The sequence below is a fragment of the Pseudomonas sp. Irchel s3h14 genome, from assembly GCF_900187425.1.
Classification (GTDB): Bacteria; Pseudomonadota; Gammaproteobacteria; order Pseudomonadales; family Pseudomonadaceae; genus Aquipseudomonas.
In genome coordinates this window covers 30,214-48,898 of sequence record NZ_FYDJ01000012.1, presented here as the reverse complement: position 1 = coordinate 48,898, position 18,685 = coordinate 30,214, and the positions used below count along the sequence as shown (strand labels likewise).

Annotated in this window: 18 protein-coding genes and 1 tRNA gene; 12 read left to right on the top strand and 7 right to left on the bottom strand. The window is 58.3% G+C overall.

What is annotated here, in order from left to right; genetic code table 11:
• Positions 1 to 71: 71 nt before the first annotated feature.
• Positions 72 to 377 (top strand): YkgJ family cysteine cluster protein, encoded by a 306-nt coding sequence (locus CKW16_RS21180; protein ID WP_008153413.1) that lies wholly within the window; start codon positions 72 to 74, stop codon positions 375 to 377.
• A gap of 129 nt (positions 378 to 506) precedes the next feature.
• Here the strand turns inward: CKW16_RS21180 and CKW16_RS21175 are convergent, their stop codons facing one another.
• The 6 genes from CKW16_RS21175 to hemA all read right to left on the bottom strand — a co-directional run bounded on the left by CKW16_RS21175 (position 507) and on the right by hemA (position 5,870).
• Positions 507 to 1,025: an acyloxyacyl hydrolase gene (locus tag CKW16_RS21175; RefSeq protein WP_095130393.1), complete on the bottom strand. Its 519-nt coding sequence runs from the start codon at positions 1,023 to 1,025 to the stop codon at positions 507 to 509.
• Positions 1,026 to 1,137: 112 nt separating this feature from the next.
• Complete coding sequence (gene murI / locus CKW16_RS21170) at positions 1,138 to 1,929, bottom strand: glutamate racemase (RefSeq protein ID WP_095130391.1); 792 nt, start codon at positions 1,927 to 1,929, stop codon at positions 1,138 to 1,140.
• Positions 1,922 to 2,677, bottom strand: a complete 756-nt coding sequence (locus CKW16_RS21165) for a molybdopterin-synthase adenylyltransferase MoeB (RefSeq protein WP_095130389.1) — start codon at positions 2,675 to 2,677, stop codon at positions 1,922 to 1,924. The genes murI and CKW16_RS21165 overlap by 8 nt, the downstream gene beginning before the upstream one ends.
• Entirely contained in the window at positions 2,671 to 3,501 is an 831-nt protein-coding gene (gene prmC, locus CKW16_RS21160) for a peptide chain release factor N(5)-glutamine methyltransferase (protein ID WP_095130387.1), read from the bottom strand. Before prmC ends, CKW16_RS21165 begins: the two co-directional genes overlap by 7 nt.
• Entirely contained in the window at positions 3,502 to 4,584 is a 1,083-nt protein-coding gene (prfA, locus tag CKW16_RS21155) for a peptide chain release factor 1 (RefSeq protein WP_095130385.1), read from the bottom strand.
• Positions 4,581 to 5,870 (bottom strand): glutamyl-tRNA reductase, encoded by a 1,290-nt coding sequence (gene hemA, locus CKW16_RS21150; protein WP_095130383.1) that lies wholly within the window; start codon positions 5,868 to 5,870, stop codon positions 4,581 to 4,583. Before hemA ends, prfA begins: the two co-directional genes overlap by 4 nt.
• 182 nt (positions 5,871 to 6,052) lie before the next feature.
• Here hemA and CKW16_RS21145 point away from each other — a divergent pair, with 182 nt between their 5' ends.
• The 11 genes from CKW16_RS21145 to CKW16_RS21095 all read left to right on the top strand — a co-directional run bounded on the left by CKW16_RS21145 (position 6,053) and on the right by CKW16_RS21095 (position 17,228).
• Positions 6,053 to 7,777, top strand: coding sequence for a tetratricopeptide repeat protein (locus CKW16_RS21145; RefSeq protein WP_095130381.1), 1,725 nt, complete (start codon positions 6,053 to 6,055; stop codon positions 7,775 to 7,777).
• Between the two features lie 4 nt (positions 7,778 to 7,781).
• A complete protein-coding gene (gene lolB, locus CKW16_RS21140; RefSeq protein WP_095130379.1) occupies positions 7,782 to 8,399 on the top strand; it encodes a lipoprotein insertase outer membrane protein LolB in 618 nt (205 codons plus the stop codon).
• A gap of 2 nt (positions 8,400 to 8,401) precedes the next feature.
• Positions 8,402 to 9,253: a 4-(cytidine 5'-diphospho)-2-C-methyl-D-erythritol kinase gene (gene ispE / locus CKW16_RS21135; RefSeq protein WP_095130377.1), complete on the top strand. Its 852-nt coding sequence runs from the start codon at positions 8,402 to 8,404 to the stop codon at positions 9,251 to 9,253.
• 37 nt (positions 9,254 to 9,290) lie between these two features.
• Positions 9,291 to 9,365: transfer RNA gene (locus CKW16_RS21130), tRNA-Gln, on the top strand.
• Between the two features lie 45 nt (positions 9,366 to 9,410).
• Positions 9,411 to 10,352 (top strand): ribose-phosphate pyrophosphokinase, encoded by a 942-nt coding sequence (locus CKW16_RS21125; RefSeq protein ID WP_003208392.1) that lies wholly within the window; start codon positions 9,411 to 9,413, stop codon positions 10,350 to 10,352.
• 141 nt (positions 10,353 to 10,493) lie between these two features.
• Positions 10,494 to 11,096 carry a 50S ribosomal protein L25/general stress protein Ctc gene (locus CKW16_RS21120; RefSeq protein ID WP_095130375.1) on the top strand — a complete coding sequence of 201 codons (603 nt, stop codon included), beginning with the start codon at positions 10,494 to 10,496 and terminating at the stop codon, positions 11,094 to 11,096.
• Between the two features lie 169 nt (positions 11,097 to 11,265).
• Positions 11,266 to 11,850: an aminoacyl-tRNA hydrolase gene (gene pth, locus CKW16_RS21115; protein ID WP_008153430.1), complete on the top strand. Its 585-nt coding sequence runs from the start codon at positions 11,266 to 11,268 to the stop codon at positions 11,848 to 11,850.
• Positions 11,851 to 11,872: 22 nt separating this feature from the next.
• On the top strand, positions 11,873 to 12,973 hold the full coding sequence (ychF, locus tag CKW16_RS21110) for a redox-regulated ATPase YchF (RefSeq protein WP_008153431.1): 1,101 nt from the start codon (positions 11,873 to 11,875) through the stop codon (positions 12,971 to 12,973).
• 259 nt (positions 12,974 to 13,232) lie between these two features.
• Positions 13,233 to 13,739, top strand: a complete 507-nt coding sequence (locus CKW16_RS21105) for a sigma-70 family RNA polymerase sigma factor (protein ID WP_095130373.1) — start codon at positions 13,233 to 13,235, stop codon at positions 13,737 to 13,739.
• Positions 13,736 to 14,704 carry a FecR domain-containing protein gene (locus CKW16_RS21100; protein WP_095130371.1) on the top strand — a complete coding sequence of 323 codons (969 nt, stop codon included), beginning with the start codon at positions 13,736 to 13,738 and terminating at the stop codon, positions 14,702 to 14,704. The genes CKW16_RS21105 and CKW16_RS21100 overlap by 4 nt, the downstream gene beginning before the upstream one ends.
• 97 nt (positions 14,705 to 14,801) lie before the next feature.
• A complete protein-coding gene (locus CKW16_RS21095; RefSeq protein WP_095130369.1) occupies positions 14,802 to 17,228 on the top strand; it encodes a TonB-dependent receptor in 2,427 nt (808 codons plus the stop codon).
• A 160-nt stretch (positions 17,229 to 17,388) separates the two neighbouring features.
• Here CKW16_RS21095 and CKW16_RS21090 read toward each other — a convergent pair whose 3' ends face one another.
• Entirely contained in the window at positions 17,389 to 18,606 is a 1,218-nt protein-coding gene (locus CKW16_RS21090) for an MFS transporter (protein WP_095130367.1), read from the bottom strand.
• Positions 18,607 to 18,685 lie beyond the last annotated feature (79 nt).

Here is an 18,685-nt window from a genome sequence, read left to right as displayed (position 1 = left end):
TTCGAGCCCGGCGACCAAGCGTCCGTCAGGCCTTTCACACAGCGTGGGCCCACTGCCTTACACTGGGCGTCATGAAAACCATTCCCCATACGCAAATCGCCGAGCCTGCGGTCACATGCTCGACCTGCGCAGCTTGCTGCTGTCAGCTCGAAGTCATGCTGATCACGGACACGGGCGTGCCCGAACGTTTTATCGATACCGATGACTGGGGTGGGGAGGTCATGCTGCGCCTGGATGACGGCTGGTGCGCCGCGCTGGATCGCAACACGATGATGTGCACCATCTATGAAAAACGCCCGTTGATCTGCCGGGAATTCGAGATGGGCGCACCGGAATGCATCGACGAACGCCAAGGGATTACCACGGCGTATCGGTGATCGAGAAAATACCGAAGATCTAATGTGGGAGCGGGCTTGCTCGCGAAAGCGGACTGTCAGCTGACATCATCGTTGACTGACACACCGTTTTCGCGAGCAAGCCCGCTCCCACATTGATTGGCAGTGCGCTTAGAGCGGCATCGTGTAATGCAGCGCGTAGCTTTCTACACCATCGTTCGGGCTGCTCAGCCCGGCATTTGAATAGTGCGTCGCACGAATCCCGACTTCATGTCCGCCCGTAAAGCGCAGCCCAAAACCGAACCGGTCTTCAAACTGAAAGGCATTGCCGAGTTGATTGTTTTCGACTTCGGTATTGGCGAACACCGCTACGCCAACCCCCAACTCAACATAAGGTTTGACGGTCTGCCCGGCAAACTCGTAAACCAGCACCGGCGCGAACGACAGGCTGTGGTTGCTGGAGGTCTTTTCGCCATCCCAATAGGTGTAGGCACCACTCCAGTAACCAGTCAAACGACCGATATCACTCTGCAACCAGCTCTTGTCCCAATCGAACTGCATGCCCAGTCGATAGGTCATGGTCGACTCGCTAGTCTGGCCGACCGCGAACTCCACGCCTGCCGCCTGTGCGGTAAAACTGTGCCCCATCAGTGCGGCCGCAATCGCGGCCAAGCAGAATAGTCGCTTCATTAGAAACTTCCTTTTCCGAACGATTTCGTATGGTTTTTTTGTTGCTTAACGCTATAGAAGTCGACGCTTAATCAGAAGTTCACCCCAATTACTCGCTTGCCCCGAGTCTTGTTTACTCCTTGAAGCTTCGCACAACGCCAGCGGTATTCCACAGTATCGGCAAGATATTTCTGAAATGCTCCGGATCGGCACTCGTCCAGAACTGTGCAGCACGAGCAGGCTCCTCGGCGAGTAATTCACGCTCGACCAATAGACGCTGAAGTTGCCGCGCTACAGCGGCGCCGGTATCAATCAGGCTGATGTCATCGGGGATCATCTGCTTTAGCAACGGCTTTAGGAAGGGATAATGCGTGCAGCCAAGAATTATCGTGTCGCACCCGGCGCCGAGCAGCGGTTCGACATACCTGGCCAGCAACTGGCGCAATGCCTCGCTGTGCAGATCGCCGTTTTCAATCAGCTCCACCAGGCCGGGGCACGGTTGGGTGATGACTCGCACATCGGTGGCGAATCGGTCGAGCAACGCGGCGAACTTGGCACTCTGCAAGGTGCCGGTGGTGGCGAGCACACCGACCACACCACTGCGGGTGGCGGCAGCGGCCGGTTTGACCGCCGGCTCCATTCCGACGATGGGCCACTCGGGATAATCGCGCCGCAAGTCTGCAACGCCAGCGACCGTCGCCGTGTTACACGCCAGCACCAAGGCCTTGGCGCCCTGCTGCTGAAAAAAACCGGCCATCACGCTGCAGCGATGACGGATGAATTCCGGGGTTTTCTCGCCGTAGGGAATATTCCCGCAATCGGCGACGTACAACAGTGACTCGTTGGGCAGCAAACGCTGGATCTCGGCCAGCACCGAAAGCCCACCGACACCGGAGTCGAACACGCCAATCGGCGCTTCACGCATGCTTCGAACCACAGACGCTGCAGCCCGGATCACGCTTGACCCGCAATTCGCGAAAGCGCGAGCCCAAGGCATCGATCAACAACAGGCGTCCCACCAGCGGCTCGCCGAAACCCACCAGCAACTTCATGGCTTCCAGCGCCTGAAGGCTGCCCACCAGGCCAACCAAAGGCCCTACGACGCCGGCTTCGCTGCACGTCAGTTCGGCTTCGCTGCCGTGACCATATAAACAGTGGTAGCACGGACTTTCTTGACGGCGCGGGTCAAACACCGACAACTGCCCTTCCAGCCGAATCGCTGCGCCACTGACCAAGGGTTTGCAGGCGGCGACACACGCAGCGTTGACCGCTTCGCGGGTGGAGAAATTGTCGGAACAGTCCAGCACCAGATCCACCGCGGCCACGGCGGCGGCCAGGGAATCTTCGTCCAGCGCGGTGCGATGGGCGATTAACTGAATCTCGGGATTGATTGCAGTCAGTCGGCGGATCGCCGAGTCGACTTTGCTCAGGCCGACGCTGTCGGTGTCGTGAACGATCTGACGTTGCAGGTTGGTCAGGTCGACGGTGTCGAAGTCCGCCAAATGCAACTCGCCGACGCCGGCGGCTGCCAGATACAGCGCAACCGGCGAGCCGAGGCCGCCGAGACCGACGATCAATACGCGGCTTTCTTTCAGTCGCAACTGGCCGTCGATGTCGACGTGTTGCAACAGAATCTGCCGACTGTAGCGCAACAATTCCTGATCATTCAGCACGGCAGGCGCCCCAGGCTGATACGTTCGTGACCGCCCAGATCGGTGCGGCTGTGGACTTCTTCAAAGCCGCGGGTCAGCAGCAAATCGCGTACCGCAGTGGCTTGATCGTAACCGTGTTCAAGCATCAGCCAACCGCCCGCCTCCAGATAATCCGGCGACTGGGCGACGATCAGACGCAGATCGTCGAGCCCGTCGATGCCGGCCACCAAGGCACTGGCCGGTTCGAAGCGCACATCGCCTTCCACCAGATGCGGATCGGCTGAGGCGATGTAAGGCGGATTGCTGATGATCAGCTGAAAACGCTGACCTTCCAGCGCACTGAACCAATGACTGCTCAGCACGGTGGCGTTGTTCAGGTGCAAGCGCTGGCGATTGCGCTCGGCCAGGGCCACGGCTTCGAGCACGCGATCCACGGCGGTAACCTTCCAGGCCGGACGCTCGCTGGCCAGGGCCAACGCAATGGCGCCGCTGCCGGTGCCGAGATCGAGGACCTTGGCAGGTGTGGCTGGCAGGAGTTCAAGCGCCGCTTCCACTAACAACTCGGTGTCCGGGCGCGGGATCAGCGTATGCGGCGCCACTTCCAGATCAAGCTTCCAGAAACCTTGCTGACCGAGGATGTAGGCCACTGGCTCACCGCCACGGCGGCGTTGCAGGTACTCGGCAAACTTCAGCGCCGCTTCGCTCGGAACGATGCGCTCGGGCCAGGTGTGCAGAAAACTGCGGGACTTGCCCAACGCAGCGGCCAGCAACAATTCGGCATCCAGGCGCGCGGAGGGCGAATCCGGCAGGTCGGCGGCGCGTAACAAACTGGCAATGATCGTCATTTACTCACCTATCGCTGCCAATTGGTCGGCCTGGTATTCGGCCAGCAACGGCTCGATCACCGCATCGACGCCACCCGCGAGGATTTCGTCGAGGGAATACAGCGTCAGGTTGACCCGATGGTCGGTGACCCGCCCTTGGGCAAAGTTATACGTGCGGATCCGCTCCGAGCGATCGCCCGAACCGACCAGCAATTTTCGCTCGCTGGCGATAGCGTTCGCGGCGGCGCTGGTCTGCTGATCGTTCAGTTTGGCCGACAGCCAGGACATCGCCCGGGCGCGGTTCTTGTGCTGGGAACGCTCTTCCTGGCACTCGACGACAATACCGGACGGCAAGTGCGTGATGCGGATCGCCGAGTCCGTCTTGTTGACGTGCTGACCACCGGCACCGGAGGATTTGTAGGTATCGATGCGCAAATCCGAAGGGTTGATCTCGATCGCCTCTTGCTCGTCCGGCTCGGGCAACACGGCTACGGTGCAGGCCGAGGTGTGGATGCGCCCCTGGGATTCGGTAGCCGGAACCCGCTGCACGCGGTGCGCACCAGATTCGAATTTCAGCTTGCCGTAGACGTTGTCGCCTTCGACGCGAGCGATGACTTCTTTAAAGCCGCCGTGTTCACCGATGTTCTCCGAGAGGATTTCCACCCGCCAGCCGCGACGCTCGGCGTAACGCGAATACATGCGGAACAGGTCGCCAGAGAAAATCGCCGCCTCGTCACCGCCGGTGCCGGCGCGGATTTCGAGGAACACGTTGCGCCCATCGTTCGGATCCTTGGGCAGCAGCATGCGTTGCAGGCTGGCTTCGATGTCGATCAGTTGCTCTTTGGCTTCGCGGACTTCTTCCACGGCCATTTCGCGCATGTCCGGGTCGCTGTCCTTGAGCAGCGCCTGGGCACCCTCGAGATCGCTTTGTACCTTGAGCAACTGTTTATAGGTTTCGACAATCGGTTCGACTTCCGCGTATTCCTTGGAATAGGTGCGGAATTTGGTCTGATCGGAAATGACTTCGCCGTCGCCAAGCAAGGCGGTCAATTCCTCGAAACGGTCCTGGAGGATGTCCAGCTTATTGAGCAGTGACGCTTTCATTGCGGTTTTTTATCCGAAAAGCTATCCGATGAGCCCTCATTCAGGGCAAAGAGTTCCTGGGCCATGGCCAGCGCATCGAGGCGGCCTTCGGCAGAGAGCTTTTTCAACTGCACGCTCGGTGCGTGCAAGAGTTTGTTGGTCAGGCCCCGCGCCAGTTGCACCAGCACGTCTTCGGCGCTGCTGCCGTTGGCCAGCATGCGCTGGGCCTTCTGCAATTCTTCGTCGCGCATGCGCTCGCTTTGTTGGCGATAGGCCTTGAGCACATCCACCGCCGCCAGTTCACGCAGGCGGACCATGAAATCTTCGGCACCGATCGAGACCATCTCTTCCGCCGCCTGGGCTGCACCCTGGCGACTCTTGAGGTTCTCGGCGACCACTTCATGGAGATCGTCGACGCTATAAAGGTAAACGTCGTCCAGTTCGCCGACTTCCGGCTCGATATCCCGGGGGACAGCGATGTCTACCATGAAGATCGGCTTGTGCTTGCGCAGTTTCAAGGCGCTTTCCACCGCGCCCTTGCCAAGGATCGGCAACTGGCTGGCGGTAGAGCTGATAACGATGTCGCTGCGCACCAGTTCCGCCGGGATGTCCGAGAGCAGCACCGCGTGGGCGCCGAACTGCTCGGCCAGAATGCTCGCGCGCTCCAGGGTGCGGTTGGCAACGACGATGCGCTTTACACCCAATTCGTGCAGATGGCGGGCGACCAGGGTGATGGTCTCGCCGGCGCCGATCAGCAAGGCCTGGCTGCGTTGCAGGTCGCTGAAAATCTGTTTCGCCAGACTGACTGCGGCAAACGCCACGGACACCGGGTTCTCGCCAATGGCAGTGTCGGTGCGCACCTGTTTGGCCGCATTGAACGTGGCCTGGAACAGCCGCCCGAGCAACGGACCGATGGTGCCGGCCTCGCGGGCCACGGCGTAGGCCGATTTCATCTGTCCGAGAATCTGCGGTTCGCCCAACACCAGCGAATCGAGCCCGGAGGCCACCCGCATCATGTGACGAACTGCCGCATCATCTTCGTGCACATAAGCACACGCGCGCAGCTCTTCGAGGCTCAAATGGTGATAATCGGCCAGCCAGCGCAATATGATGTCAGCCGAAAGGTGATCCTGTTCTATATAGAGTTCACTGCGATTGCAGGTGGAGAGGATCGCAGCTTCGCGGCTGTCGGTGAGTCGGCAGAGCTGCTGCAAGGCCTCCACCAGCTGCTCAGGGGTAAAGGCCACGCGCTCGCGGACGTCTACTGAAGCAGTCTTGTGGTTAATACCGAGTGCAAGGAAGGCCATTCAAAGTCGCTGATGGTGACGTGAAGCCGGCAATTGTCCTACTTCGACAGAGCCAGAACAACTACCGCTGACTATTGTCCCAATGACCTGCCTCTATAAAGACACCAATTGAGACTCGGTTATGTTTGGCCGAAGGCTTGTGTCATGATGATCCGACCGCAGGTTAGTCGTCCTCTTCCTATATGAATAGATCTTCCGCGTTGCTCCTCGCTTTTGTCTTCCTCAGCGGCTGCCAGGCCTTGGCACCCGTTTCGTCGGACGGTACGCCGCCGGTCGAAGACAGCACTCCGGCCCCTGAAAAGCCCAAGGTTTACAGCTCATTCAGTGAAGAAACCATCTTCAGCCTGTTGAGTGCCGAACTGGCTGGCCAGCGCAATCGTTTCGACATTGCCCTGGACAACTACGTGACCCAGGCGATCAATACTCAGGATCCGGGCATCTCCGAGCGGGCATTCCGTATCGCCGAGTACCTGGGCGCCGATCAGGCTGCCCTGGACACCGCGTTGATCTGGGCGAAAAACGCGCCGCAAGACCTTGAGGCGCAACGGGCCGCTGCCGTGCAACTGGCTCGTGCCGGGCGTTACGACGACTCCATGGTCTATATGGAGAAAGTCCTGCAAGGCAAGGGCGACACGCATTTCGACTTCCTCGCCCTGTCTGCGGCCGATACCGACCAAGACACGCGCAACGGCCTGATGAAAAGTTTTGACCGTTTATTGCAGCGCCATCCGAACAACAGTCAGCTGATTTTCGGCAAAGCCTTGCTGCTGCAACAGGACGGTGACGCCAAGGGTGCGCTGGGCCTGCTGGAAGACAATCCTCCGGACGAAGGCGAAATAGCGCCCATCCTGCTGCGCGCACGCCTGCTGCAGACGCTCAGTCGTGGCGATGAAGCCTTGCCGTTGCTGCAAAAAAGCATCAAGAAATACCCGGACGACAAACGCCTGCGCCTGACTTACGCGCGCATGCTGGTTGAACAGGACCGCATGGACGACGCCAAAACCGAGTTCTCGAGACTGGTTCAGCAGTACCCCGAAGACGACGAACTGCGTTACTCCCTGGCGTTGGTCTGCCTGGAAGCCAAGGCCTGGGATGAGGCCAAGGGCTATCTGGAAGACCTGATTGCCCGGGAAAGCCACGTCGATTCGGCGCACCTGAACCTCGGTCGTATAGCTGAAGAGCGCAATGACCCTCAAGGCGCGCTGATCGAGTACGCCCAGGTCGGCCCGGGCAACGATTACCTGCCGGCGCAATTGCGTCAGGCCGATATCCTGATGAACAACGGCAAGACCGCCGAAGCCCAAAGCCGTCTGGCTGCGGAGCGCGATGAGCAGCCCGATTACGCGATCCAGTTGTATTTGATCGAAGCCGAAACCTTGTCCGCCAATAAACAGCCCGACAAGGCCTGGAATGTATTGAAGCAAGCCTTGCAGCAATACCCGGACGATCTGAATCTGCTGTACACCCGCGCCATGCAAGCGGAAAAACGCAATGACCTGGCGCAGATGGAAAAAGACCTGCGCCTGATCATCAAGCGCGACCCGGACAACGCGATGGCGCTTAACGCCCTCGGTTACACCCTGTCCGACCGTACGACGCGCTACGCCGAAGCCAAGGCCTTGATCGAACAGGCGCACAAGATCAATCCGGAAGACCCGGCGGTACTCGACAGCCTCGGCTGGGTGAACTTCCGCATGGGCAATCTCGACGAAGCCGAACGCCTGCTGCGCCAGGCGCTGGAGCGCTTCCCCGATCAGGAGGTCGCCGCGCACCTGGGCGAAGTCCTGTGGGCCAATGGCAAGCAACGGGAAGCCAAGCAAATCTGGAGCAAGTTCCTCAAGGATCAGCCCGACAGCCCCATCCTGCGCAGCACCATCAAGCGCCTGACCGGATCAGAGACTCTTTAAGATTATGTTTTTGCGCCACCTCATCGTTTTCAGCTTCATCGCCCTGCTCGCCGGTTGCGCGGGCTTCGGTGCCCGCGAATCAGTCCAGGGTAAAGGCAACACGGCCCAATGGCGCGAGTACAAACAGCAACTGGCCAGCCTCGACGGCTGGCAGATCAACGGCAAGATCGGCATTCGCGCCCCGAAAGACTCGGGCAGCGGCACACTGTTCTGGCTGCAGCGACAGGATTACTACGACATTCGCCTCTCCGGCCCCTTGGGCCGCGGTGCAGCACGCCTGACCGGTCGCCCCGGCAAGGTCTCGCTGGAAGTCGCCAACCAGGGCCGCTATGAAGCGCCGACGCCTGAAGTGTTGGTCGAAGAACAGCTGGGCTGGAAGTTACCGGTGTCCAATCTGGCCTGGTGGGTTCGCGGGCTCCCGGCTCCGGATAGCAAAAGCCGTCTGACGCTGGATGCCGACAGCCGCCTGGCTAATCTTGAGCAGGATGGCTGGCAGGTCGAATACCTCAGCTATGCCGAGCAAAATGGTATTTGGCTGCCCGAGCGAATCAAACTGCACGGCACCGACCTTGACGTCACGCTGGTGATCAAGGAATGGCAACCACGCAAATTGGGGCAGTGAACATGACCGCTCCGCGCTTGACCCTGCCCTCCCCGGCCAAACTCAATCTGATGCTGCACATCCTCGGTCGCCGTGAAGACGGCTACCACGAGTTGCAGACTATTTTTCAGTTTCTCGATTACGGCGATGAAATCACGTTCGCCGTTCGTGATGACGGTGTGATTCGACTGCACACCGAATTCGATGGCGTTCCTCACGACAGCAATCTGATTGTTCGAGCCGCAAAAAAACTTCAGGAGCAATCCGGTTGTTCGCTCGGTATCGACATCTGGATCGAAAAAATTCTGCCAATGGGCGGTGGAATCGGTGGCGGCAGTTCAAATGCCGCGACGACTTTGCTCGGCCTCAATCATCTCTGGCAACTGGGTTGGGATGAGGATCGACTAGCCGCGCTGGGCCTGACGCTTGGCGCCGACGTCCCGGTTTTCGTGCGTGGGCACGCGGCTTTTGCCGAAGGCGTGGGGGAGAAACTGACCCCTGTAGACCCCGAAGAACCGTGGTATCTCGTGCTTGTGCCGCAAGTCTCTGTAAGTACAGCAGAAATTTTTTCAGATCCGTTGTTGACACGTAACTCTTCTCCCATTAAAGTGCGCCCCGTTCCCAAGGGAAACAGTCGAAATGACTGCTTACCGGTGGTAGCAAGGCGTTACCCAGATGTACGTAACGCATTGAATTTGTTAGGTAAATTTACCGAAGCAAAACTCACCGGAACTGGAAGTTGTGTGTTTGGGGGCTTCCCAAGCAAAGCTGAAGCTGATAAAGTCTCGGCCCTTCTTACAGAGACCCTTACAGGGTTTGTAGCAAAGGGAAGCAACATTTCGATGTTGCATCGCAAGCTGCAAAGTCTGCTCTAAAAGGAATCGAGTACTGGGTACTCGTTGCAACAGATACAGGGGCGTCGCCAAGCGGTAAGGCAGCAGGTTTTGATCCTGCCATGCGTTGGTTCGAATCCAGCCGCCCCTGCCATTTTCTATACTCATCCAGGTTACCCTCAGCCTCTAGGTACTGCGCGTGTCCAAGATGATGGTCTTTACGGGGAACGCTAACCCCGATCTGGCTCGGCGTGTTGTACGTCAGCTGCATATCCCTCTCGGTGACATCTCTGTCGGTAAGTTCTCCGACGGCGAAATTACAGCCGAGATCAATGAAAACGTCCGCGGTAAAGATGTCTTCATTATTCAGCCGACTTGCGCTCCGACCAACGATAACCTGATGGAACTGGTAGTGATGGCTGATGCCTTCCGCCGCTCCTCGGCTACTCGTATCACTGCTGTTATTCCTTACTTTGGTTATGCCCGTCAGGATCGCCGTCCGCGTTCCGCACGTGTGGCTATCAGCGCGAAAGTCGTTGCTGACATGCTTACCGTAGTCGGCATCGACCGTGTTCTCACGGTTGATCTGCATGCTGACCAAATCCAGGGTTTCTTCGATATTCCGGTAGATAACATCTACGGCTCCCCAGTATTGGTGGATGACATTGAAGATCAGCGCTTCGAAAACCTGATGATCGTGTCCCCGGACATTGGCGGCGTCGTGCGTGCACGTGCTGTTGCCAAATCCCTGGGTGTGGATCTCGGGATCATCGACAAACGCCGTGAGAAAGCCAATCACTCTGAAGTGATGCATATCATCGGTGATGTCGAAGGGCGTACCTGTATTCTGGTCGATGACATGGTCGATACCGCCGGCACTCTGTGCCACGCGGCCAAGGCCCTGAAAGAGCATGGCGCTGCCAAGGTTTTCGCCTACTGCACACACCCTGTGCTGTCCGGTCGGGCGATCGAAAACATCGAAAATTCAATGCTGGACGAACTGGTGGTGACTAACACCATCCCGTTGTCCGCTGCTGCTCAAGCCTGCTCGCGTATCCGTCAACTGGATATCGCGCCGGTAGTTGCCGAAGCGGTTCGCCGCATCAGCAACGAAGAATCGATCAGCGCGATGTTCCGCTAAGGGCCCTGCCCTTCTCGAATATCTCGTTGACGAAAAGCGCCCCGCCCCGGCATTCCTGTCGGGGCGGGGCTTTTTTGCCCATATCGCCTTTAGCGCTGGTCGCAAACGCTGGGGCGAATGTGGTTATTTTGGAGATACAACATGAACGAATTTACTCTGAATGCTGAAGTGCGTTCCGACCTGGGGAAAGGTGCGAGCCGCCGCCTGCGTCGTCTCGCAAGCCTGGTACCTGCTGTAGTTTACGGTGGCGAAAAAGCCCCTGAATCCATCAGCATGCTGGCTAAAGAAGTTGCCAAACTGCTCGAAAACGAAGCGGCTTACAGCCACATCATCGAGCTGAACGTTGGCGGCACCAAGCAAAACGTAATCATCAAAGCTCTGCAGCGTCACCCGGCCAAAGGCCACGTGTTGCACGCTGACTTCGTACGCGTTGTAGCTGGCCAGAAACTGACCGCTATCGTGCCTGTACACTTTGTTGGTGAAGAAGCGCCGATCAAGAAAGGCGGCGAAGTTTCGCACGTTGTTGCTGAAATCGAAGTGACCTGCCTGCCGAAAGACCTGCCTGAGTTCATCGAAGTCGACCTGGCTAACGCCGAAATCGGTTCGATCATTCACCTGTCTGACCTCAAAGCCCCTAAAGGCGTTGAGTTTGTTGCTCTGGCACACGGCGATGACAAGGCTGTTGCCAACGTCCACGCTCCACGTGTTGCTCCAGAAGCTACTACTGAAGGCGCAGCAGAGTAATTTCACTCTGTTCGCCGGAGTGACCGGAAACATCGCGGACTAGAGCGTAGCGAGAAAGCGGGCGAGAACGCGGAGTTTACATAATGGTAAATGAGCACTTGTCGTCCACTTTCGCCGCACACAACTGTCGCGGCGATGTTATCCACCACTCCAAGGAAGGGCCCCTATCGTGACTGCCATCAAACTGATCGTTGGCCTGGGAAATCCAGGCGCTGAATACGAACAGACCCGGCATAACGCAGGGGCCCTTTTTGTTGAGCGCATCGCGAACGCACAAGGCGTAAACCTTGTGGCGGATCGCAAATATTTCGGCCTGACCGGGCGCTATTCGCATCAAGGTCAGGATGTTCGTCTGCTGATCCCCACCACCTACATGAACCGCAGCGGCCAGGCCGTCGCGGCACTTGCCGGCTTCTTCCGCATTACGCCTGAAGAAATCCTGGTGGCGCATGACGAACTCGACCTGCCACCGGGTGTAGCCAAGCTCAAACAGGGCGGCGGCCATGGCGGTCACAACGGGTTGCGCGACATCATTGCGCAACTGGGCAATCAGAATACCTTTCACCGCTTGCGGCTTGGCATTGGCCACCCGGGCGTTGCCAGTATGGTTTCAAATTTCGTCCTGGGTCGTGCGCCACGCGCCGAACAGGAAAAACTCGATGCCAGCATCGACTTTGCCCTCGGCGTGCTGCCGGATATCCTCGCCGGTGAATGGAACCGCGCGATGAAAAACCTGCACAGCCAGAAGGCCTGACTCACTCCTCGGGGAAAACACCATGGGATTCAATTGCGGCATCGTCGGCCTGCCTAACGTCGGCAAGTCCACCCTATTCAACGCCCTGACCAAATCCGGGATCGCGGCCGAGAACTTCCCCTTCTGCACCATCGAACCGAACACCGGTATCGTGCCGATGCCGGATCCGCGTCTGGAAGCCCTGGCGGCCATCGTCAATCCCAAGCGCATCCTGCCGACCACCATGGAATTCGTCGACATCGCTGGCCTGGTGGCTGGCGCCTCGAAAGGTGAAGGCCTGGGCAACAAGTTCCTCGCCAACATCCGTGAAACCGATGCCATCGCGCACGTAGTCCGCTGCTTCGAAGACGAGAACGTGATTCACGTCTCCAACAGCGTCGACCCGAAACGCGACATCGAAATCATCGACCTGGAACTGATCTTCGCCGACCTCGACAGCTGCGAGAAGCAACTGCAGAAAGTTGCCCGTAACGCCAAGGGTGGTGACAAGGACGCCGTGGTCCAGAAAGGCCTGCTGGAGCAACTGATCGCTCACTTCACCCTCGGCAAGCCTGCGCGTACGCTGATGAAGACCATGGGCGCCGACGACAAAGCGGTGATTCGTGGTTTCCACCTGCTGACCACCAAGCCGGTCATGTACATCGCCAACGTCGCTGAAGACGGTTTCGAGAACAACCCGCTGCTGGACATCGTCAAAGCCATCGCCGAAGAAGAAGGCGCCATGGTGGTTCCGGTCTGCAACAAGATCGAAGCCGAAATCGCCGAACTGGAAGACGGCGAAGAGAAAGACATGTTCCTCGAAGCCCTGGGCCTCGAAGAGCCTGGCCTGAACCGCGTAATCCGCGCCGGCTACGAAATGCTGCACCTGCAGACCTACTTCACCGCCGGTGTCGAAGAAGTCCGCGCCTGGACCGTCCGCGTCGGTGCCACCGCACCACAAGCTGCTGGTGTGATCCACACCGACTTCGAAAAAGGCTTCATCCGCGCCGAAGTCATCGCCTACGACGACTTCATCCAGTACAAGGGCGAAGCCGGCACCAAAGAAGCCGGTAAATGGCGTCTGGAAGGCAAGGACTACATCGTTAAAGACGGCGACGTGATGCACTTCCGTTTCAACGTGTAACAGCTTCCGTGGAATACCACGGAGCTTGATAGTCCTCGAAACCCCCGTAATCACTAGGTGATACGGGGGTTTCGCGTTTAAGCACCACCAGGCTCATCCGTTGTGTCGACCGGTTGAATCCATAGCCAATAGCCGTCGCTCGTTCCAGATATGCAGCGCCTTTAACTAAACGCTGATCCGTTTCAGACAGGATTGCACTGTCGCTCATCACACAGGTACCATTGAGAACGATTCACACTAACATCTGGGAAGCCGACCAGTGCAATCTCCTCCGTCCAGTAAGCTGGGATTCTTTTTCAGCGATCATCATCGTTGGCTGCTGCAGCATATTCATCGCCACCTGCGCAATCACGCGGACGCAGAGGACACCGCCGCCGATACTTTTTGCCAGATGCTGGTGGCTCGCGTCGATCCCGACAGCATCGAACAGCCTCGTGCTTACCTTTCGACCATTGCTCGCCGGTTGATTTTTGACCGTCATCGTCGGCGCAAGTTGGAGCTGGCCTACCTTGAGCGCTTGTCCATTCTGCCCGAGGCGCTGGCCCCCTCCCCCGAAGAACAGCTGCAGTTGATCGAAGCCCTGGTGGCCATCGACCGGGCTATCGACGGCTTGCCAATGGTCGTCAAGGCTACTTTCCTCTATAGCCAACTGGATGGTCTGAGCTATGTCGCGATTGCGCAAAAGCTGGGGCTGTCGGAGCGCACTGTCAGTCGTTACATGAAACAGGCATTGCGTCAGTGCTATCTATGCGAAATATCGCCATGAGCAAGCCGCGCCTGGACCCCATCAGTGAGCAGGCCATCGACTGGATGGTAAAGCTTCGCGCCGGTACGCCCGATGCTGCACTGCAGGAACGTTTCAACACGTGGCTGGCGATGGATCGTGCGCACAGACAGGCCTGGACAAAATTGCAGGACCGTCTCGGCGGTTCGTTCAACACGGTTCGCGCGCTGGATCGACGCTTGCCCGGTCACGCCAGCGAAGCCCGCCAAGTGCTCTTGCAGCCTCATGCTTCGCGCCGCGACGCCCTGCGCGTGATCGCCGGTCTGGGCCTGCTCGGAGGCGGTGTGTGGCTAGGCGCCAGGAGCCAGCTGGGTGACGCGCTGCTGGCTGATCTGCACACCGGGCGCGGCGAGCGTCAAAACTTCAAACTGGCCGACGGCAGTAGCCTGAGCTTAAACGCCAACAGCGCAGTGGATCTGCGCTTCGATGACAAGCAACGGCTGGTGATCCTGCGCCACGGTGAACTGGTGATTGAGGTGCAGCCCGATCCCCGCCGTCCGTTGCGCGTGCGCACCGCTGAAGGTGAAGTGCGCGCGCTGGGTACCCGGTTTCTCGTTGCCCAGGAGCAAGGTGCCAGCCGAGTGGTGGTGTTACAGCATTCGGTCGAAGCACGGTTGTTCGACGGCACAGTGCAAGTTGTGCAAGAAGGTCAGTCGGTTCTGATGCACGCCCGGCAAATTGCCCTCGTTAGCAGCGATCAGCGCCAGCGTGCCGACTGGTTGAGCGGGAGGCTGAATGTGCTGGACGAATCCCTTGAGCACGTGGTCGACGCCCTACGCCCTTACAGTCGCGGTTTTGTGCGCGTGGCTCCCGAGGTTCGAGGCTTGCGCGTCCAGGGTATGTTCCCGCTTGACGATCCCGACCGGGCGTTCAGTGCTCTGGCAGAAACCCTGCCTATACGGGTGGATCGCTACAGCCCTTGGCTGACGTTGATTGGTTCGAAGTAAAGCGGTGATTTTTTTTGAAAATCGATCTTATTTGTGTCCGGTTCTCATTTCTCATCCCACCTATCTCCTGAGACTTCCATACAAACAGGAGAATGTTGTGTTTAACACATGGCCCCACGCCCTTTCCGTCGCCGTTGCCCTGGCAACCCTGGCGAGCCCTGCCCTGGCGCAAAACTTGACCTTCAATCTGCCGGCCGGTCCACTCGCCAGCACGCTTAATGCGATCGCCGGCCAGAGCGGGCAAATCATCTCGCTGGATCCATCGCTGGTGCAGGGCAAACAGGCGCCATCGGTGATCGGCCAGATGCCGGCCGAGGAAGCGATGCAGAGGGCACTGTCGGGCAGCGACTTGCAGTTACGCGTGACGGATCAAGGCAACTTCAGCGTTGAACCGACCCCGGAGAACAGCGCAGCACTGCAATTGGGTGCCACCAACATCGTTGAACGCAGCACCGACGCCACTACCGAAGACTCGGGTTCCTATACCGCGCGGGCAGTGACCATCGGCAAAGGCACCCACACCCTCAAGGAAATTCCGCAGTCGGTCACGGTGATGACCCGCAAGCAAATGGACGATCAGGATATCGTCGATCTCAAGGATGCGGCCAACAAGACCACCGGCCTGGTCGGCGCCCAAGGCGTCGGCAGAGGCTTGATCCTCTCTTCGCGCGGTTTCCAGATCGATGACTGGCAGTACGACGGTGTGCCGATCCCGCGTAACACTTATGCGCTGGGCAACTGGGCCACGCAGGATTTGATTTTCTTCGATCGCATGGAAGTGCTGCGTGGCGCATCCGGTTTACTGCAAGGCACCGGCAGCCCCGGCGGCGCCGTCAACCTGGTGCGCAAGCGCGGTCAGGCCGTACCGAAAGTAACCCTTACCGGCAAGGCCGGCTCCTGGGATCACTACGGTCTGCAACTGGATGCCGGCGGGCCGCTGAACCAGAGCGGCACAATCCGTGGACGTTTCCTGGCCGACCAGGACGACAGCCACTCGTTTGTCGATTCCGAATGGTACAAGACCACCTCACTGTACGGTGCGCTGGACTTTGATCTGAGCGAAGCCACTACCTTGGGCGTGGCGGTCAGCCAGTCCGACGGCGAATCGCGCTCGAATGTCCGTGGCTTCCCGCGTTATTCCGACGGTAAACCCATCGACCTGTCGCGCAAGACGTACACCGGGGCGAAGTGGAACCATTCGGATATCGACGTCACCACGCTCTACACCGATCTGGAACACCGTTTCAACGACGACTGGGCCTTCAAGGTCGGCGCCGTGCGCATGACTGAAACCAACAAGGCGAAGAACCAGCGGGTGCAATCCTCCGGCTCTGGCATCAGACCCGATGGTACCGGCGTGCAGTACGCTGACTTCGTGACGGACCTGGACTCCACCAAAGTCGCGCTGGACATGAACGTTATCGGCAAGTTCGAAGCCTTGTCCATGCAGCAGGAAATCATGGTGGGCGGCAGCTATTCCAAATACACCTCGGACGACAAATTCGCCCGAACCTTCAACAACAGCACCGACAGCATCTTCGACATTGATCACGACCGTCCCGACATCAGTTACGAGGGTTTGATCGATTCCGGTGGCCGTGGGGTTCCCAGCCAATACGACATCCGCCAGAAAGGCCTGTACGGCAGCTGGCGGGTCAAGCCGATCGAGCAGTTGACCCTGGTGCTCGGCTCCCGGGTCAGCTGGTACGACTACAGCTACAAATCGTCTACCGAAACCTTGTCTGGCACTACCGTCAATCCTGAGAGCACCGCCAACGAAACCGGGGAAGTCACACCCTACGCCGGTATCGTCTATGACCTGAGCCGCGAATGGTCGGTCTACGCCAGTTACACCGACGTATTCACACCGCAGACCGAACGCGATACAGCCGGTTCGGTCATTAAACCGATTATCGGTAGTAACTACGAGATTGGTCTCAAGGGCGAGTTGATGGAGGGTCGGATCAATACATCCCTGGCCCTGTTCCGTTACGATCAGGAGAACCGTGCTGTTCTCGATAGGCAGGGTGAGCAAATCTGCAACGGTTGGTATTGCTCGACGGCATCGGGGAAAGTGCGCAGCCAGGGCCTTGACGCTGAAATCAGCGGTGAAGTGATCGACAATCTGCAACTGTTTGCCGGCTACACCTACAACACCACCAAATACCTGAATGACCCTGACAACGAGGGCAAAATCTTCAGTTGGTGGACGCCTAAACACATGCTGCGTGTGTGGGGCAATTATCAGTTGAGCGGCGACTGGAGTCGTGTGAGTACCGGCCTGGGCTTTACCGCCCAGACCCACACGGTGGGTTACGACCACTCCGTCAACGTTCCGGGTTATACCGTGTGGAATGCCCGTGTCGGTTATCAGCTCACCCCGGAAATCGAGCTGGCGATGAATGCCAACAACCTGTTTGACAAGACGTACTTCACTGCGGCCTACAACCAGATCAATGGCAACAACAACTACGGTGATCCGCGCAACGTGATGTTCAGCGTGAAGTACACCCCGACGTTCTAACACTTGTCGCGTCCTGAATAAGGTTTACACCTGTTTCAGGACTAGACATGAAATTCCTGTAGGAGCAAAGCTTGCTCGCGATGGCCGTTACGCGATTTGCCTTATGCACCGCGTCATCGTTCATCGCGGGCAAGCCTTGCTCCTACGGGACCGCGTGTTTTCAGGCTTTTTTAGTTCTTGGCAGAAAGATCGCCAGCACACCCAACAACGGCAGGAACGAACACAGGAAGTACACGTATTCGATGCCATGAATGTCGGCCAAATGCCCAAGCAACGCCGCACCAATCCCGCCAAAGCCGAACATCAATCCGAAGAACACCCCGGCAATCATCCCGACATTGCCCGGCACCAGTTCCTGCGCATACACCACGATCGCCGAAAATGCTGACGCCAGGATGAAGCCGATCACGACGCTGAGGATGCTGGTCCAGAACAGGTCCACATGAGGCAGGATCAGGGTGAACGGCGCTACGCCGAGGATCGAGAACCAGATCACCGCCTTACGCCCGATCTTGTCGCCGATCGGCCCACCGAAGAAGGTCCCCGCCGCTACCGCTCCGAGAAACAGGAACAGGTGCAACTGCGAACTCGCCACCGACAGGTCGAATTTCTCGATCAGGTAAAAGGTGAAATAACTGGTGAGGCTGGACATGTAGAAATACTTGGAGAACACCAGCAGCCCGAGCACCACCAGTGCACTGATGACGCGGTTCTTCGACAAGCCATGCGTCGCCGCCTGGCCTTGCTTGAGTTTGAACAGGCTCAAGTGATTGGCGTACCAGCGACTGATTCGATAAAGCACGAACAGCGCAAACACCGCGAACAATCCGAACCAGGCCACATGGCCCTGACCGAAAGGAATGATGATCGCCGCAGCCAGCAACGGACCGAAGGCTGAGCCTGCATTGCCGCCGACCTGAAACGTTGACTGCGCCAAACCAAACCGCCCGCCAGACGCTAATCGCGCCACGCGAGAAGCTTCCGGGTGAAAGGTCGAGGAGCCGATACCGATCAACCCTGCCGCCAGCAAAATCATCGGAAAACTGCCGACCACCGACATCATCAAAATGCCGATCAGTGTGCAAACCGTCCCGGCCGGTAGCAGCCAGGGTTTGGGGTGCCGATCGGTGTAGTAACCGACCCACGGCTGCAACAGCGAAGCTGTCAGCTGGAACGTCAAAGTGATCAGGCCAACCTGAGTGAAGGTCAGGCCATAGTTGGCCTTGAGCATCGGATAGATCGACGGCAGCACCGACTGGATCAAGTCGTTGATCAAATGCGCCAGCGCCACGGCGCCGATGATGCGCATGACCAAAGGGCTGCTTTGTGAAGTCGCGGATGCCGGCTGCGCGCCGGTCTGGACATTGCTGATAGCCATAAGAGTTTCCGTACAACAGATGGGTGCACACAGGCAGGTGCGTCAATGTGCCATTTTTCGGTGCAGCAGCGCCATCCCC

Excerpts from the sequence above, each read along its gene's own strand:
- CKW16_RS21145 (WP_095130381.1), top strand. The coding sequence starts at position 6,053 with ATGAATAGATCTTCCGCGTTGCTCCTCGCTTTTGTCTTCCTCAGCGGC.
- murI (WP_095130391.1), bottom strand. The coding sequence starts at position 1,929 with ATGCGTGAAGCGCCGATTGGCGTGTTCGACTCCGGTGTCGGTGGGCTT.
- CKW16_RS21180 (WP_008153413.1), top strand. The coding sequence starts at position 72 with ATGAAAACCATTCCCCATACGCAAATCGCCGAGCCTGCGGTCACATGC.
- ispE (WP_095130377.1), top strand. The coding sequence starts at position 8,402 with ATGACCGCTCCGCGCTTGACCCTGCCCTCCCCGGCCAAACTCAATCTG.
- ychF (WP_008153431.1), top strand. The coding sequence starts at position 11,873 with ATGGGATTCAATTGCGGCATCGTCGGCCTGCCTAACGTCGGCAAGTCC.
- CKW16_RS21100 (WP_095130371.1), top strand. The coding sequence starts at position 13,736 with ATGAGCAAGCCGCGCCTGGACCCCATCAGTGAGCAGGCCATCGACTGG.
- lolB (WP_095130379.1), top strand. The coding sequence starts at position 7,782 with ATGTTTTTGCGCCACCTCATCGTTTTCAGCTTCATCGCCCTGCTCGCC.
- CKW16_RS21120 (WP_095130375.1), top strand. The coding sequence starts at position 10,494 with ATGAACGAATTTACTCTGAATGCTGAAGTGCGTTCCGACCTGGGGAAA.
- CKW16_RS21175 (WP_095130393.1), bottom strand. The coding sequence starts at position 1,025 with ATGAAGCGACTATTCTGCTTGGCCGCGATTGCGGCCGCACTGATGGGG.
- hemA (WP_095130383.1), bottom strand. The coding sequence starts at position 5,870 with ATGGCCTTCCTTGCACTCGGTATTAACCACAAGACTGCTTCAGTAGAC.
- prmC (WP_095130387.1), bottom strand. The coding sequence starts at position 3,501 with ATGACGATCATTGCCAGTTTGTTACGCGCCGCCGACCTGCCGGATTCG.
- CKW16_RS21090 (WP_095130367.1), bottom strand. The coding sequence starts at position 18,606 with ATGGCTATCAGCAATGTCCAGACCGGCGCGCAGCCGGCATCCGCGACT.
- prfA (WP_095130385.1), bottom strand. The coding sequence starts at position 4,584 with ATGAAAGCGTCACTGCTCAATAAGCTGGACATCCTCCAGGACCGTTTC.